This window comes from Bacillus sp. AY18-3 (assembly GCF_008042305.1).
GTDB classification, from domain to species: Bacteria; Bacillota; Bacilli; order Bacillales; family Bacillaceae_G; genus Bacillus_A; species Bacillus_A wiedmannii.
Genome location: NZ_QKQR01000002.1, coordinates 312,122 through 329,096, shown reverse-complemented (window position 1 = coordinate 329,096; position 16,975 = coordinate 312,122). Strand labels below are relative to the sequence as shown.

Annotated in this window: 15 protein-coding genes and 1 pseudogene; 12 read left to right on the top strand and 4 right to left on the bottom strand. The window is 33.0% G+C overall.

Annotated elements, in window-relative coordinates; all coding sequences use genetic code 11:
* Positions 1-9 precede the first annotated feature (9 nt).
* The 6 genes from DM800_RS02260 (at position 10) to DM800_RS02235 (ending at position 6,422) form a co-directional block, all read left to right on the top strand.
* Positions 10-1,158, top strand: coding sequence for a hypothetical protein (locus DM800_RS02260; protein ID WP_147786310.1), 1,149 nt, complete (start codon positions 10-12; stop codon positions 1,156-1,158).
* A 106-nt stretch (positions 1,159-1,264) separates the two neighbouring features.
* Positions 1,265-3,826 (top strand): glycosyltransferase, encoded by a 2,562-nt coding sequence (locus tag DM800_RS02255; protein ID WP_147786309.1) that lies wholly within the window; start codon positions 1,265-1,267, stop codon positions 3,824-3,826.
* A gap of 19 nt (positions 3,827-3,845) precedes the next feature.
* Positions 3,846-4,976, top strand: coding sequence for an aminotransferase class I/II-fold pyridoxal phosphate-dependent enzyme (locus DM800_RS02250; RefSeq protein WP_147786308.1), 1,131 nt, complete (start codon positions 3,846-3,848; stop codon positions 4,974-4,976).
* Positions 4,969-5,535 carry an acyltransferase gene (locus DM800_RS02245; protein WP_088608624.1) on the top strand — a complete coding sequence of 189 codons (567 nt, stop codon included), beginning with the start codon at positions 4,969-4,971 and terminating at the stop codon, positions 5,533-5,535. Before DM800_RS02250 ends, DM800_RS02245 begins: the two co-directional genes overlap by 8 nt.
* 128 nt (positions 5,536-5,663) lie before the next feature.
* Positions 5,664-5,885: a hypothetical protein gene (locus DM800_RS02240; RefSeq protein WP_087982911.1), complete on the top strand. Its 222-nt coding sequence runs from the start codon at positions 5,664-5,666 to the stop codon at positions 5,883-5,885.
* A gap of 90 nt (positions 5,886-5,975) precedes the next feature.
* Positions 5,976-6,422 carry a DUF6376 family protein gene (locus DM800_RS02235; protein ID WP_000695207.1) on the top strand — a complete coding sequence of 149 codons (447 nt, stop codon included), beginning with the start codon at positions 5,976-5,978 and terminating at the stop codon, positions 6,420-6,422.
* A 92-nt stretch (positions 6,423-6,514) separates the two neighbouring features.
* Here the strand turns inward: DM800_RS02235 and DM800_RS02230 are convergent.
* A pseudogene (locus DM800_RS02230) lies at positions 6,515-7,358 on the bottom strand (S66 family peptidase).
* A gap of 187 nt (positions 7,359-7,545) precedes the next feature.
* Between DM800_RS02230 and DM800_RS02225 the strand changes: the two are divergent.
* Positions 7,546-8,499 (top strand): D-alanyl-D-alanine carboxypeptidase family protein, encoded by a 954-nt coding sequence (locus tag DM800_RS02225; RefSeq protein ID WP_087982905.1) that lies wholly within the window; start codon positions 7,546-7,548, stop codon positions 8,497-8,499.
* A gap of 245 nt (positions 8,500-8,744) precedes the next feature.
* Positions 8,745-9,347, top strand: a complete 603-nt coding sequence (locus DM800_RS02220; RefSeq protein ID WP_170968397.1) for a nitroreductase family protein — start codon at positions 8,745-8,747, stop codon at positions 9,345-9,347.
* A 41-nt stretch (positions 9,348-9,388) separates the two neighbouring features.
* Here the strand turns inward: DM800_RS02220 and DM800_RS02215 are convergent, their stop codons facing one another.
* Complete coding sequence (locus DM800_RS02215) at positions 9,389-9,559, bottom strand: hypothetical protein (protein WP_048543210.1); 171 nt, start codon at positions 9,557-9,559, stop codon at positions 9,389-9,391.
* Between the two features lie 697 nt (positions 9,560-10,256).
* Between DM800_RS02215 and entFM the strand changes: the two genes are divergently transcribed.
* The gene (gene entFM, locus DM800_RS02210) at positions 10,257-11,537 is read left to right on the top strand and encodes an enterotoxin EntFM (protein WP_000755539.1); all 1,281 of its coding nucleotides are present in this window, start codon (positions 10,257-10,259) and stop codon (positions 11,535-11,537) included.
* Positions 11,538-11,635: 98 nt separating this feature from the next.
* Here the strand turns inward: entFM and DM800_RS02205 are convergent, their stop codons facing one another.
* The gene (locus DM800_RS02205; RefSeq protein WP_088063066.1) at positions 11,636-12,400 is read right to left on the bottom strand and encodes an alpha/beta fold hydrolase; all 765 of its coding nucleotides are present in this window, start codon (positions 12,398-12,400) and stop codon (positions 11,636-11,638) included.
* A gap of 240 nt (positions 12,401-12,640) precedes the next feature.
* Between DM800_RS02205 and DM800_RS02200 the strand changes: the two genes are divergently transcribed.
* The 3 genes from DM800_RS02200 to hitS all read left to right on the top strand — a co-directional run bounded on the left by DM800_RS02200 (position 12,641) and on the right by hitS (position 16,237).
* Complete coding sequence (locus DM800_RS02200) at positions 12,641-14,401, top strand: ABC transporter ATP-binding protein (protein WP_147786307.1); 1,761 nt, start codon at positions 12,641-12,643, stop codon at positions 14,399-14,401.
* An 88-nt stretch (positions 14,402-14,489) separates the two neighbouring features.
* The gene (hitR, locus tag DM800_RS02195; RefSeq protein ID WP_218943199.1) at positions 14,490-15,167 is read left to right on the top strand and encodes an envelope stress response regulator transcription factor HitR; all 678 of its coding nucleotides are present in this window, start codon (positions 14,490-14,492) and stop codon (positions 15,165-15,167) included.
* A complete protein-coding gene (hitS, locus tag DM800_RS02190; RefSeq protein WP_147786306.1) occupies positions 15,164-16,237 on the top strand; it encodes an envelope stress sensor histidine kinase HitS in 1,074 nt (357 codons plus the stop codon). Before hitR ends, hitS begins: the two co-directional genes overlap by 4 nt.
* Positions 16,238-16,260: 23 nt before the next feature.
* Here the strand turns inward: hitS and DM800_RS02185 are convergent, their stop codons facing one another.
* The gene (locus tag DM800_RS02185; RefSeq protein ID WP_147786305.1) at positions 16,261-16,848 is read right to left on the bottom strand and encodes a DUF3139 domain-containing protein; all 588 of its coding nucleotides are present in this window, start codon (positions 16,846-16,848) and stop codon (positions 16,261-16,263) included.
* Positions 16,849-16,975 lie beyond the last annotated feature (127 nt).

The window sequence follows — 16,975 nt, the reverse complement described above, 5'->3', positions numbered from 1 at the left end:
GGGATATACATGAAGGAGCAGTATAAAATTATTGTTTTAAGTGATGAAGTATCAGGGGGAAGGATTCAAAATGCATTAGACAAAAATAAATGTAAAACAATAGCTCATGTTGTAGACGTTTCAACTATTGTTCGTATAGAAAATTCTTTTCAATATATAGTCATTTGGAGAGTGGACGCAGAAAAACTTACAAATGAATTGATAAACAAGGGCGTGCAAAGTAAAAAAATTATTAATTTAACAAAATACATGTATGAATGGAGGAATAAATTAATTTCTATATATCAAATAAATCCGGATCTTATGTTTTTATACATGTCTATGAAAAAAGTAAAGAGTGATCCCACATATGAATTGTTTGCTACCGGTTTGTCTTATCCGCATTGTGGCATAAGTACGGAGCTCCTCTCAAAAAAGTCAATAAAATTAACACTTCCATCGCAAGATCTATACTATGATTATTTAATAGCGTCACAACTTCTATCAAACGATCATTCATTTCAATATTGTTTGATAGGAATAGCCTATTTCTCTTTTTACTTTGACATGTCGTTATCATCTGAAGCATATAGAATTCACAAAGTATACTATCCATTGTTTCAAGACGGTCATCATACTGTAGTTCATTCTCCTTTACCCACTGATGGATTCTCACATCTAGATAGTCCGAAACCACTTTTTTCTATTTTTACTTTGCATTTTGAATATATTTTATTAGACGAACTAAAAGATGAATCATTGATACTACCTTGGATAAATGCTGAATGGAATACCACTCCCCTTCATATTCCTTTTGAAGAACATGGGAAAATGAGAGCAGCTTCACATGCTAAATTGTCGTATCCTCATACTTTAGTTGAAAATAAAACGATTTTTAAAACATATTTAGAATTACTGTTAAAAAATGATATAAAGCCACTAATTGTTGTCTTCCCTGTTACTTCACATTATTTCAATTGTAGTAGTAAGAAATTAAAAGAAGATTTTTATAAAGTTATAAATGATTTTCAAGCACAATATTCTTTTCAAATCATAGATCTATTTGATTCACCATTATTTTGTGATGAAGATTTTTATGATAGTGATCATATGAATAAAAAAGGTGCAAATAAAATGTCCGCGTTATTAAATATGTTTATTCAGGAACGGAAAGTATGATATTTCGATTCATATTTGCATAAAAGTATATAGGCTCCATACAGTTAAAGTAATGTGATTTTTGCATCGCGTATACAAATAATATGCGAAGAGGTGAGAGAGTAAAATGAGAACACATATTGAAAGAACTGTAGAGGTGGTAGATCAACTTCCGTTGGTAAGTGTGTTAATTCCTACGTATAATCGACCTCGCTACTTTGAAAAGGCATTATGTAGTGTGTTAGAACAAACGTATCCTAATATAGAAATTATAGTTGGAGATGATAGTACGAATGACGAAACAGAAAAGGTGTTACAAAAATACTTATGTAATCATTCAAATATTATTTATATAAAAAACAGGTCAACTCTCGGACAATTTGAAAATGCGCTAATGTTATTTAATGAAACGAACGGTGAGTATGTAAACTTTTTAATGGATGATGATATATTTCACGTGAATAAAATTGAAAAAATGATGAAGTATTTTTTGAATGATCTAGATAATGAAATTAAGCTTGTAACATCTCATCGCCAAGTAATTGATGATAAAGGGCAAGAACTACGACATATTTATTCAACTGTCCGTTTATTTGAAAAGGATACGATTATAGAGGGAACAGAATTAGCAAATAGGGTAATTGTGGATCAAAAAAATTATATCGGAGAACCGACAACAGTTTTATTTCGTAAAAATGATTTACAAGAACCGTATGGGATTTTTGATAAGAGGCGGTATCTATGTAACGTAGATATAGCTTCATGGTTATCTTTATTAAGTAAAGGAAAAGCAGTATATATAGCAGAGACACTTAGTTACTTTCGATTACATCCAGATCAACAGTTAAATGAATCTAATAAAATGATGGATGGGTTAGAAGATTTTTCACATAGTATTATAGCAGGAAAAAAATATGGTTTCTTATCCGACGAAAAAGAATTAGACAAAGCGATAACTAATTTTCTAGATTATGCAAGAAGGATAGTTCCATCATCGATATTGTATACATTAGACTATTATCAAAAAATTAGGAGAAAGAAAATAAACATAGAAAAGAAAAAACAACATATAAATAATAATTCTCCTTTACCAAAAGTAAGTATACTTATTCCCGCGTACAATAGACCTTATTACTTGGAATTAGCGCTCAATAGCGCACTGAATCAAACATATGAAAATATTGAAATTATTATTTCTGACGACAGTACAAATAATGAAGTTAATGCTATGATTCAACCGTATTTACGTGAATATGAGTGTATTACATATGCTAAAAATGAAACTCCGTTAGTTGCTGAAAACTTTAATAAGTGTATAGAACTTGCGAACGGGGATTATATAAACTTTTTATTAGATGATGACTTATTTCATCATGAAAAGATCGAGAGAATGATGAAATACTTTTTGACGTTAGAAAATATTTCATTTGTGACGTCATATCGTGAACTGATTGATGAGAATGGAGAGATATTACCACCCTCAACATTGAATATGAAAATTGCGAAAGAAACTACACTTTTTGAAGGAAAAGAATTAGGAAATTACATATTAAAAAATTTAAAAAATATAGTTGGTGAGCCGACAACTGTTCTGTTTAATCGAGATTTGTTTGAAGGGAAGTTTGGGTATTTTAAAGGAAAGGCTTATTCTTCTATTAATGACATTGCAACTTGGCTAGATATGATGAGGAAAGGAAAAGTAGTTTATATACAAGAACCTCTTAGTTATTTTAGACAACATAGTGGACAAAATCAAAAACAAATACATTTTATTTTAATGACAATTGAAGAGTGGATTGAATTAATTATAGATGCATATAATAGTGGATTTTTAAGTTCTGAGAGAGATTATAAAGAGAGTTTATCTTATTGTTTAGAAAATGCGGGATTTATAGTTAAGGATGCGGTAAGAAATGGGGAACTAGATCAAATTTATAATGAAAAGATAAAAAAAGGGTTAAACAAGCTAGTCGCTCATATGTTTGAGAAAGAATCTTTTTATTGTCAATATTGCAATCAGCAATTTGAAAAATTTTCACCTTGGCCAGCACATTATGATTTTCCGAAATATAAATTTGAGATGTGGAATAAAGATACAGGGATATGCCCAGTTTGTAGTTCAATGGATCGTGAAAGGTTGTATCGTGCGTACATTGAAATGGAAACGGACTTGTTAAGTAGAGAATACACTATGCTTCATATTGCACCTGAAGAGAAGTTAAGAGATTGGTTTAACGAGTATAAAAATATTACGTATGTATGTGGGGATATAGAACCAAAGGATCCATTAATGAAGGAAATTGACGTTACAAGCATTACATATGATAGTAATACTTTTGATGTAATTTTATGTAGCCATGTATTAGAACACGTTCTTGACGATGACAAAGCAATGCGAGAGTTATATAGAGTATTAAAGCCAAATGGATGGGGAATTATTCAAGTACCAATCGTAATGAATGTAGATTCTATTATAGAAAATAAATTAATTGTAACACCACAATTGAGAAAATTAGCTTTTGGTCAAGAAGATCATGTGAGAATTTATAATCAATCGGGATTCATTCAACGATTAATGAATGCAGGGTTTAAGGTGGAATTATATAACGTAGCTGAAAGAAAAGGAATGAAAAGTGCTAGGAAATTTGGATTATCTGAAACAGATACGCTCTATATTGTCCGAAAATGATAGGAAGGAATAGATAGATATGGAGAATATTCCTTTTTTGCGTGCTTCAACTGTACCTGTAATTGAGTATTTGGACGAATTGAAGGAAATTGATACATCTCACATATATACGAATTATGGACCTATAAATCAACGTTTTGAAGAAACAATTATGTCGGAATTTTTTCAGAACAGGGGCGCTGTTACAACGGTGGCAAACGCAACATTAGGGTTAATGGCCGCTATTCAACTTAAGAAAAGAAGAAAAGGAAAATATGCCCTCATGCCTAGTTTTACATTCCCTGCGACTCCATTAGCGGCTATTTGGTGTGGATTGGAACCTTATTTTATTGATATTTCAATAGATGATTGGTATATGGATAAAACAGTACTTTGGGATAAGATTGAAGAATTAAAAGAAGAGGTTGCGATTGTTGTCCCGTACGCAACTTTTGGATCATGGATGGACTTAGAAAAATATGAAGAATTAGAGAAAAAGGGTATTCCGGTTGTCGTAGATGCGGCACCGGGATTTGGGTTAATGAATGGAAGTATGCATTACGGTCAGGATTTTAGTGGTATGATCGTATATAGCTTTCATGCAACAAAGCCGTTCGGAATTGGTGAAGGAGGGCTCATATATAGTAAAAAGGGAGAAGATATACAACGTATTAAAAGAATGGGTAATTTCGGATTTGATAAAAATCGTGAATGTACGATGATGGGGTTTAATTGTAAAATGTCTGAATATGCGGCAGCTGTTGGGATTGCGACTATGAAAAAATGGAATCAAAAATTAAAAGAACGCACCCGTATTTCTGAATGGTATAAACAATTGTTACAAAGTAATGGATTAATGAAAAAAGGATGGAAACTCCAAAAGACAGAAGCAGTTATTCAACAATTTATGCCTATTCTTTGTCCGGAAGAAGTTCACAACATACAAGTAATAGAAGAACTGAAAAAACAGAAAATAGAAGCTAGATTATACTTTTCACCATCATGCCACCAACAAGTTCTTTTTAGAACTTATAAGTCTACAGATTTAATAGAAACGAATAAAATAGCCAAACGAATAGTAAGTTTACCTTTATGGGAAGGAATGACGAAAGAAATAGTAGAACAAATTGTAATCTGTTTAGGGCAGAAGGTGGTGTCGGCAGATGAATAGTTTTTATAGTCAAGAAGAGCTAAAGAAAATTGGATTTTTATCTGTTGGGAAAAATGTATTGATTAGTAAAAAAGCAAGTATATATAATCCAGGTGTTATATCAGTTGGTAATAATGTAAGAATTGATGATTTTTGTATTTTAAGTGGTAAAATCACAATTGGAAGTTATTCGCATATATCAGCGTATACAGCGTTATATGGAGGGGAAGTTGGGATTGAAATGTATGACTTTGCAAATATCTCAGCTAAAACAATCGTATATGCAGTACTAGATGATTTCAGTGGAAATACATTAATGGGGCCAACTGTCCCGAATCAATATAGGAATGTGAAAACAGGAAAAGTTATTTTAAAAAAGCATACGATTATTGGTGCTGATTCTATTATTTTTCCAAATGTAACTGTAGGAGAAGGCACAGCAGTTGGTGCGATGAGTATGGTAAAGGAGAGTTTAGATGATTGGTATATTTATGCTGGAGTTCCCGTAAAAAAAATAAAACCTCGTCAAAAAAAGATGCTAGAGTCAGAAAATGATTTTTTAAAAAGCATTAATTCTTAACAAAAAAGAATTAATGTTTTTTATTTTTAAGATACAGCAAAGTTGTATCTTAACTTATTATGTTTTAAATTTAGCTGACAAAGGCAATACTGAGCCATAGTGAATGTAAAGTTGGAGGGCGAGCATATATGTTTGATGAGGATGGGATTGTTTTAATTATGGAACCAGCTGATGAAAGTAACTTGAGGAGGTTTATTTTTTCGGTGCCAAAGTCAGTGTATGAAAAGAAGGGGCTTACATTACACTATGGAACAGCTATAGGACAAGGATATATGGATATAATTGAAGATATTATTAGCGTAAATATAGAAATAGATGCTGTAACGATAATAGGGCATGTAAGAGGGTAAATAGCTATTTGAAAAAGGTTATAAGTAATTTAGCTAGAAGTTATGCATAGAGAAAATTGCAGACAATTATAAAGGCGAAGGGAGTCTAAAATGAAAATCAAATCAATTTTATTAGTATTTATAGTTTCAATTGGTTTAATGGGATGTTCACTAGTAGAGCAAGGAAAGAACTCCATAGATTATGCTCAAAAAGCGACAGACTATGTAAATGAAATAAGTGCATTTGCAAATGATGCACCAGCATTAGCTGAAAAGGCTGTTAATGATAGCGAAGCTCGAAAAGAGTTAGAAACGAAGCTTAGTGAAATTAAACAAGATATACCCGCTTTCAATGAATTAACACCACCTGATGTAGCAAAGGATCTTCATCAGCAAATCGTCGGATATAACGAAAAGTTAAATACATTAATTGATACGGCAATGACGAAGATAGAAGAAGGAAAAGTGGATGTAGAGCAATTTAAAAACTCTGAGCTTATGCAGACGATTGATCAAGTTCGTGATTTGAAAGAGAAGGTTCAAAATTTAGGACAATAATAAAAAGCTCCGTTTTGTGATGAACGGAGCTTTTTTATGTTTTCTAATGGAAAAGTTTATAATATTTTCTTCCTATAATATAAGTGTTTTTTTTATATCTTCCATTGTTCTAAAATATGTATTGTTTTATTAGTTGCATCCATGTTCACTTGAGCACCTATCGGCATAGTGATCATCGGATGGGTATGACAACAATCAAAGTCAGCTAATAAAGGAATTGTTTGATTTTGCAGTACTTCTAATAATATTTCATAAGGTTTGCGATTTGTACCACAATCATCAAACTGCTCATGTTTTCCAAGAATAATACCTGAAACTTTATCAAATACGCCGTTAACTTTAAGTAATGAAAAGCTTCTTTCAATAGTAGCTGCATCTTTTGAACTATCCTCAATAAATAAAATATCCCCATTTTGAATACATGGCATATAAGGACTACCCCAAATTCCTTCTATTGTATTTAAGTTCCCTCCAATAATACGTCCAGTAGCTTGTCCATTTGTTACGGAAATCCAATTATTTGGTTTAAGTTCTTTTTCTTTCGTTTTCACTTCCCAATTAATAAATTCATCTGACCAAAATAAAGGCTGTTTTATGTTGTAAGGAAGCGATTGATCATGTAGTAATGTTTCTACAAAATAATTGTATGTATAATCTACAAAAGGCTCAAATTCTCCAAAGGAGGGGACGAGTGCCGGACCGTAAAATGTAGGGATTCCTTATTAAAGCATTCAGTTCCTCGGCACGCTCTTGTATACTGCCGGAGCGATAATAATCATATCGACCTGTTAGTGAACCTTCTAATATGTGAAATCCTTTCTGTTGTAAATAAGATTTCGCTCTTTCAAATCTTTTAGGAGAAGTGTAGGTTGCTGGTGAAGAGGGCGAATAAATGCCGATTGTGTCTCCGTATTTTAATGGTTTTGGAAGTAGCATCGTAAGAATCCTTTCTATTGAATTATGAGTTTCTAATATTTATCATTGAATATTCTTATATTTCGGTATTATTAGTGTAACATAAATGTATTAGATGAATAAATATGCTTTTTACCTTGACGATATAAAGTAATTATTGTTATGGTTAAACGTGAGTGTATAAAAGGTTTGCTAAAGGAGTTTTGAAATGAAGCGGTTAAAATGGGGAAGGCTGACGATCCTAGTAGTCATTATTTTAGGGATATGTTGGTTCTTATTCCAAGGAACTCAAAAGAGTGCAACAAATATAGAGGGACAACCTTTACAGGTGGCAGAACTACCTAAAACAGGATTAGCTGAAAAAGTAGTGCCACCAAAGTACATACCACCGAAAATTGATGCAAAAGCAGCTATGATTATTGATGCGAGTAATGGAGAAGTTATTTATCAACATAATGAAAAAGAAGCTTTTGCGCCAGCAAGCATGTCTAAGATGATGACAGCGTATCTTCTATTAGAAAATGTACATAATGGGAAAGTTCGCTGGGAAGATCCGGTGAAAATGAGTATGAAAGCGGCACAAACAGAGGGTGCGAGAATCCCAGTCCAAGTGAATGACACATTGACTGTTAAAGATTTGTACCATGCATTAATGATTGAATCGGCAAATAATTCGGCTGTAGCTTTAGCAGAACATATGGCTAAGACGGAGAAAGATTTCGTTCAGCTTATGAATGCAAAAGCGAAGGAGTTAAAAATGTCGGATTATGCTAAATTCGCAAATGCATCAGGACTACAAGAACCTGATGGAAGTGAGACGAAGATGACGGCTGCTGATGTAGCAAACTTGGCGTATCATCTAATAAAAGACTATCCAGAAATATTAGAAGTGACTCACTTACGTCAAAGTCAGTTAGCATTTAATAATATTAATGTTATAAGTACAAATGATATGTTAAACAAAAATAATAAAGCTTTATATATAGAAGGAATAGACGGATTAAAAACAGGATTTACAGATAGCGCGGGGTATTGTTTTACGGGTACAGCAAAACAAGGTGATACTCGTATTATTACTGTTGTAATGGGAACGAAAGGTAAAACGCAGCGTTTTACAGAGACGAACAAGCTAATGTCTTATGCTTTTGGCTTAGTTAATTAAGTGAAATACTGAGTTGGAGCATCATATAAGCAAGGCAATTTGTTGTTACTTATTATCGGTAACAATAAATTGCCTTTTTATTGTTAGTATTAGGAAGTAAAAAGGTAAAAAATGTGAGTGTTATTATTTGAGTTTATTATTGTTTGTTGATAGTATAAAGTTAGAAGCTTATTAATGATAAGTTTTAAGAGGCGGAACATGATGTATACATATGAAAAAGCCTCAAATGAAAATTGGAGGGAATTATGATGGCAAAAGATTTTTACACAGCAATTGAAGACAGAAGATCTATTTACGCGATTAGTAAAGAGCAAGTAGTTTCTGATGAAAAAATTCAAGAAGTGATTTATCATGCTGTAAAACATACACCTTCAGCTTTTAACTCTCAGAGCGCCCGCGTTGTCGTCTTGCTAGGAGAACAACATGATAAGTTATGGGATATTACGAAAGAAACGTTACGAAAAATTGTACCTGAAAATAACTTTGCATCTACTGAAGAAAAAATGAATGCATTTAAAAGTGGTTATGGAACGGTTTTATACTTTGAAGACAGTCAAGTAGTGGAAGAACTGCAAGAAAACTTTGCATTATACAAAGAGAATTTCCCAACGTGGTCACAGCAATCCTCAGGAATGTTACAATTTGCAATTTGGACAGCTTTAGAAATTGAAGGATTTGGTGCTACATTGCAGCATTACAATCCATTAATTGATGAAGAAGTGAGAAAAGAATGGGAAGTTCCAGAAAGCTGGAAACTTACTGCGCAAATGCCGTTTGGTAAACCGGTGGTACCTGCAGGTGAAAAAGAATACCAACCTTTAGAAAATCGTGTGAAAATTTATAAATAATGCGAGATAAAAGGTGAACAGGGATACAACCTGTTCACCTTTTATAAGTAATAAGGATTTTTTTGATAGGAATTTTTCATCTGATCTTTTAATTCGTTTTTACGTGTTTCAATAGTTGATATTTTTTGTAAGGTAATAATTGAAACGAATTGAAAAAAAGCAGAGTACAATTCTATATTTTTATTTATAGGATCATCTATTATGTTTTTCATAAATATACCTCCTTTTTTAATCCCATTATTTGCGGGCAATAAGACTTCCATCTCAAAATTCAATGTACCGCCCTGTAAAAGTTCCATAGGTTTCAGTGTAGGGTAAATAAAATTTGTATTGGTTAAAATACCACTATATATATGATAATATAAATATCCTATAAATTCCATAGTTAGTGAAAAATAGGAAGTGGTGTGTGTTTTCGCCAAATTAGAACAAAATTTTTGAAGTTAAATCTTACAAATCGTCAAATCTTTTATAAGTGATAGATAGTATCAAAAAAAGTTTTCTGAAAATATTATACTATTGATTAAAAAAGCATTTTTTGTCATGATAAGAGTATGCTTTATGTAAGGGACTTTACTAGAAAATACATTCTTTGCATTGGATTCGATGAATAGAGTTTTTCAAAGTGGATAGAAAATGTATATTAAGATAATGAATGAAATGTCGAATTTTCAATGAAATACATAAGAGAATTGAAAAAAGCATTGCAAAAACAATAAGTTTAATGGTAAAGTTCACATGAAGTTCACACGGAATTCACTTCATTCATTTAAAATGAACTCTGTGTGAAAAATAAAACTCTTGTTAAAAAATGGAACTTAATGAATATTTTACTTTGATAATATTGTAATGTATTAAGTTTATAAGTTTTTTTAAGAGGATAGTAGGGAAAGGAAGTAAAGACAACTTATGAAAAAAGTAATTGCAGGTTTAGCAGCAGCTTCTGTAGTGGGTGTTGCAGTTCCAGGTATGGATTCTGCTCAGGCACAAGTTTCAAATGAGGCGCTAAAAGAAATTAATGGACAAACTCAAACTCAAACGACTGTAACTGAAACAAAAAAGGTAGAAACAACTTCTGAATTAAAATACACGGTAACAGCTGATGTATTAAATGTACGTTCAGGTGCTGGTACAGGACATAACGTTATTTCTAAAGTGAAATCAGGTCAAGTACTACAAGTAATTGGACAAGAAAACGGTTGGTTCAAAGTAACTGTAAACGGTCAAACTGGTTATGTAAGTGGTGACTTCGTAACGACTGGTGGTAAAACAGGAACTACTGTTCAACAAGGAACTGGTACTTACACAGTAAACGTTTCTTCACTAAACGTACGTACAGGCCCAAGTACATCTCATACAGTATTAGGCTCTGTAAATAAAGGTAAAACAGTACAAGTTGTTGGAGAAGTACAAGATTGGTTTAAAATCAACTTCAATGGTGGAACTGGATACGTAAGCAAAGACTTCGTAACAAAAGGTGGTTCTGCTGTATCTAACGAAACAAAACAACCAACTACAAACAACAATACTACTACAGTTCAAACTGGTGGTTCTTATGTTGTTAACACTGGTGCTTTAAAAGTACGTACAGGCCCAGCTACATACAACGCTGTAATCGGTGGCGTAACACAAGGTAAAGTATTAAACGTTACTGGCGCTGAAAATGGTTGGTACAAAATTAACCATAACGGCCGTACAGGTTACGTAAGTGCAGACTTCGTTAAGTTTGTAAAAGGCGGAGTAAACAACGTTACAAATAACAATAACGTTACAAATAACGTTCAACAACCAGGTAAAGACGTACAAAAACCAACAACAGGTGGAGATACATCTTCAATCGCTGGATTCGCTAGATCATTAAATGGTTCACCATACAGAACTGCTGGTACAACACCTGCTGGTTTTGACTGCAGTGGATTCATTCACTACGTATTAAATCAAACTGGTCATAAAGGCGCTCGTCAAACAGTTGCTGGATACTGGAGCTCTAAAACAAAAACTAGCAATCCACAACCAGGTGATTTAGTATACTTCCAAAATACTTATAAATCAGGTCCTTCTCACATGGGTGTTTACTTAGGAAACGGTCAGTTCATTAGTGCAGAAACTGATGCAACTGGTGTACGTATTAGTTCTGTAAGTAACTCTTACTGGAGCAAGCACATGTTAGGTTACACAAAAGCATACTAAGAAAAAGTAGTTTATATACTTTTCGTATAGAGAAAAGGCTTTCCAGGGAAACTTGGGAAGCCTTTTTATAGTTGAGTAAATTGGGAATGTAGTAGTTTTTACTGTAACTTCCCATTTAAAAATCGAGCGTATAGGTCATGAAAGTAGTTGGGACGAAATAAGTTTGCTGCATGTCCTGCTAACGGTATTTCTTTATATAAAACGTTAGGAAGAACGGACTTTAAATCAAAAAGACAAGATTTATAGAGATGATCATGTTCACCCATTACCCATAATATAGGGTGGGGAAGTGATTTTAATTTAGATTTTAAATCGAATTCTAAACGATGCCGTAATGATTGGGAAATAATTGATGAATGTAATTGCAATCCGAAACGGTAATAAATATTTCTTGAAATGACTGCGAACGGATTTGCCTTTAGTATGCCACTTGGAAAAATGGTATTTGCATATTGAGAGAGCCATTTAGAGTATTCGTCTCCGCGCTTCTCCCAAAATTTTTGAAATACGTTATATAAAAGGGATGGATTATTATAATGTCCACCAATATGACAAATGCTTAATACTTTTTCTGGGTGCATTTGTGCAAAAATTGTAGAGATATAACAGCCATAACTTAGAGCGCAAATATGAGCTTTTGTAATACCTTCTTTTTCATATAATTTCAATAGTTGATCTACGAGGCGCTGTAATGAAAATTCGATAGCTTCTCCTTTATCGTCGCCGTGACCTAATAAGTCATAAGTAATAATGTTGTAAGAGGCGGAAAATCGCTTATGCTCTTTTTTGAAGGCACGACGATTGCCGACTAATCCATGAATAAAAATGATTGTTTCCTTTTCGGAATGTATATTTGTTTGCAAAAAGGATACTCCTTTCAATAACGGGAGATTTATACAGTATTGTAAATTAGTTATCTATAATTCACATAGAATAATATTAAGCACCAGGTAATAATATCAGATGTTTATATCTGTTGTAAAGATGCGTTTGTATGTATATTTTGTAAAAACAGAAAAAGTGTGTTTACATTCAGTTTACATTTGTATTGTATTCTACTTTTAGAAAGAACAGTTTGGTTGAACACGAGGAGATGAACAAAAATGGAAGTTAGAAATGAGATGGAGAAAAAAGGGAGCTGGAGGCAGTTTTTACGCCTTATTCAAGATACAAATCCTCCAAAGGGGATTCTTGCTTTTGCGTTATTAATGAGTTTACTTTCTACTGGAGCAAGTTTATTTATACCGATGTTAACGAAGGGCTTAGTAGATAATTTTTCACTTTCGTCAATTAGTACAGGACAAATTGTTGGGCTAATTGCATTCTTTATTATGCAAACTATAGCCGCGGGATTGTCTATATATTTACTAAATTATATAGGACAGAAGATTGTAGCTGGACTGAGAGAACGTTTGTGGAAAAAGGTGCTTATTTTACCGGTAACTTATTATGATCAAAATAGAACAGGCGATACAATTAGCCGTATGACAAATGATACAGGAGTTGTGAAAACGTTAATTTCTGAGCATTTGTCAAATTTATTAACAGGCGGTATTTCAATTGTTGGATCATTAATTGTACTATTTGTTTTAGATTGGAAAATGACACTTTTACTTTTAACGGTTATTCCGTTATCAGTACTCATCTTAGTTCCACTTGGACGAAAAATGTATAAGATTTCAAAAGCACTTCAAGATGAAACGGCTTCTTTTACTAGTGTATTAACACAAGTATTATCAGAAATTCGTTTAGTGAAATCTTCGAACACAGAAAAAAAGGAATATGAAACTGGAAATAAAGGTATTGAAAAGCTATTACAATTTGGCTTGAAAGAGGGAAAAGTGCAAGCGTTAATTTCACCAGTTATGTCGTTTGTTTTAATGGCATTACTTGTTATTATCGTAGGGTATGGTGGAATGCGAGTTTCTAGCGGTGCATTAACAACAGGAGAACTAGTAGCATTTATTTTATATTTAGTTCAAATTATAATGCCGATGAGTCAATTATCTATGTTCTTTACACAATTCCAAAAGGCAATTGGTGCAACGGAAAGAATTAATACAATTTTAGAATATGAAGTAGAAGATCATGAAACTGGTGTGAAAGTCACAAATGCTAAGCAGCCAATCGTTCTTGAAAATGTACATTTTGAGTATAACGAAGAAGAGAAAGTTTTAAAGAATATTGATTTCACAATTGAATCAGGAAAAGTAACAGCGATTGTAGGACCAAGTGGTAGCGGGAAAACGACGTTATTCTCACTATTAGAACGTTTTTACGAGCCAACTAGCGGTGCCATTAAATTAGGAAAAGACTCAATTACGAGTTATTCATTGCAATCATGGCGACGTCAAATTGGTTACGTTTCACAAGATAGTCCGTTAATTGATGGGACAATTCGTGATAATATTTGCTACGGTGTTGAGGGTGAAGTGACTGATGCAGAAATTGAAAAAGTAGCAGCGATGGCATATGTTGATGCATTTATTCATGATTTGCCAAACGGATATGCAACAGAAGTTGGAGAGCGTGGTGTGAAGCTTTCTGGAGGGCAAAGACAGCGAATTGCAATTGCTCGAGCGTTACTTCGAAATCCACAAATTCTTATGTTAGATGAAGCAACTTCCAGTCTAGATAGTAAATCAGAGTCTGTCGTTCAGAAAGCGTTAAATAACTTAATGAAAGGCAGAACAACATTAGTTATTGCACATAGACTTTCTACTGTTGTGGATGCAGATAAAATTATCTTTATAGAAAAAGGGAATCTTACAGGAAGCGGTACACATGATGAATTATTACAGACACATGATATGTATCGTGAATTTGCAACGCAACAATTGAAAATTAAAGAGGGCGTATTATAAAATGAATCATCAGTGGGGTTTTTACTCCACTAATGATTCATTTTTAAAAGTTTTATAAAGGATGCGAATTAGAAAGGAAATGGTTTCTTTGATACCTAACATTTTAATAGTGGACGATGATCCGCATATTAGGGAACTTGTTTCTGTATTTTTAGAACGAGAAGGTTTTCAAACATATGAGGCAATTGATGGACTAGATGCACTTCAGAAAATAGACGAAGTAAAAGTTGATATGGTTGTTCTTGATATCATGATGCCAAATATGGATGGATTTGATGTATGTTTTGAATTAAGGAAGTACTATGATATTCCGATTTTGATGCTAACTGCTAAAGGGGAAACGTCTCAAAAAGTAAAAGGATTTCACCTTGGCACGGATGATTATCTTGTAAAACCATTTGATCCTATAGAACTAGTAGTGAGAGTTAAGGCGTTATTGAAACGTTACCAAATTACAGTGTCGCAATCGATTCAAATTGGGAATGTACTGTTAAAGCGTAAAACATTTGAAGTTACAGCCGGAGAACAAACAGTCACATTACCGCTAAAAGAATTCGAATTGCTCTTTACTTTAGGTTCTAAAGCAGGAAGAACTTGTGCGAGAGAGCAGTTAATTGAAGATGTATGGGGATATGATTTTGAAGGGAATGAACGTACACTAGACGTTCATATTAATCGACTACGTGAGAAGTTTCAAGAAGAGAAGTCGAAGTTTAGTATTAAAACGATAAGAGGATTAGGGTATCGCTTAGAGGTAAGTAAATGAGGAAAAGAAAACGAATGAGTAAGTTGAAGATGTTGAAAGTAACGGGAGCGGTATTAGCGCTTTTTTCTTTTCTCACTATAATTTGGTCTATCGCATTTTATGTAGCAACTAGTATATTGAATGCTTTTGAAGTAAACGTATCGTCGTTTGTAGCCTTTCTAATTAGTGATATGGTCGGTTTTGTATTTATTGTTCTTATCTGGACATTGATTGGGATATTAATGAGACCAAAACGAGAGGCAATGATTTGGACTATTATTGAACCGATACAAAAAATTGCAAAAGGAGACTTCTCCGTAAAAATACGAAATGAAGAAAAGTATGATGGAGAAATTGGTGTACTCGTAAAAAGTATAAATGATATGACAGATGAACTGAATGCGATGGAGAAAATGCGCCAGGAATTTGTATCGAATGTTTCTCATGAAATACAGTCACCTTTAACTTCTGTAAAAGGATTTGCTAGAGCACTACAAGATAATAATCTTTCCGAGGAAAAACGAAAGCATTATCTTACCATTATTGAAACGGAAACGACGAGATTATCTAAACTAAGCCAAAATTTACTGAAACTAACTCTTTTAGAGTCGGAAGAGTATACACCAGAAAGAGTGATTTATCGATTAGATCAACAGTTAAAGCAAACTGTGTTAAATAGTGAACCGCTCTGGGCTGAAAAAGAAATTGAATTAGACCTTGATTTAGAAAAAGTGCATATAATTGCGGATCAAGAAAGTATGAGTCAAGTGTGGATTAATTTAATTCATAATAGTATTAAATTTACTCCAAGTCGTGGCACAATTACAATTCAGTTACAAGAACATGAGAAATTCGTAGAAATACGTATTCGTGACAATGGAATTGGTATATCTGAAGAACAGAAACAACATATTTTTGAACGTTTTTATAAAGCAGATTCTTCACGAAATCGTGCTTATGGAGGAAGTGGCTTAGGCTTGGCCATTGTAAAAAAGGTACTTGACCTTCATCAAGGAGAAATAAAAGTCGAGAGTGAGGAAGGGAATGGAACAGAATTTATTGTGTGTATTCCGAATTATGAAGAGAAATAGTGTTAGGAGGATATCTTCTAACACTATTTTTCTTTAAAAATACATTCCCCGTTACTGCAACTATATTGATAAGCTGTTCCTTGGCCATTCATACGGTATGAATAATCTGATTCTTTATCTTTCTTAAAGTCAACATATGCTTCTGCACCGTTTGTATCATCATCAATATCAATGAATTGAACATAGCGTATAGAATAATCTTTCTTTTCGCTTAAACCTCTTTCTTGCAAGTTAGTATGGATACCGTCTACTAACTCGTCAAACAATGACCAGTTTAAATTAAGATTTTTAAATGAATCAGTATGTCTTCCTAAAATGCCGTTGTCTTGTATTATTTTCTTATTATTATCGTATGTATAAGAGTATGTAAAATAAGGTTCGTCTTTATATACTACCTCTGCATAATAGTCGATATTATAAATGGGAGTATATTTTCCGGTTATGCTTTGTATTTCTTTTTGCTTATAGCCTTGTATAGTATAGAGATAGTCGCTAGTATCTTTTTCTATTACTTTATAATGTAGTGGATTACCAAATATAAAGTACATAGCCAAAAATATGATACATAGTCCGACTGCAGTTAGTGACAAGAACCATTTTTTTCTTTTCATACACATACACTCTCCTATGCTGGATTTATTTTTATTTTACATGAATTATGGCAAAAACATGAGACTTATCAATAAAAACTTTCCATAGTTACCTATAAGTAACCTACGCACATGAAAGTGCATCATT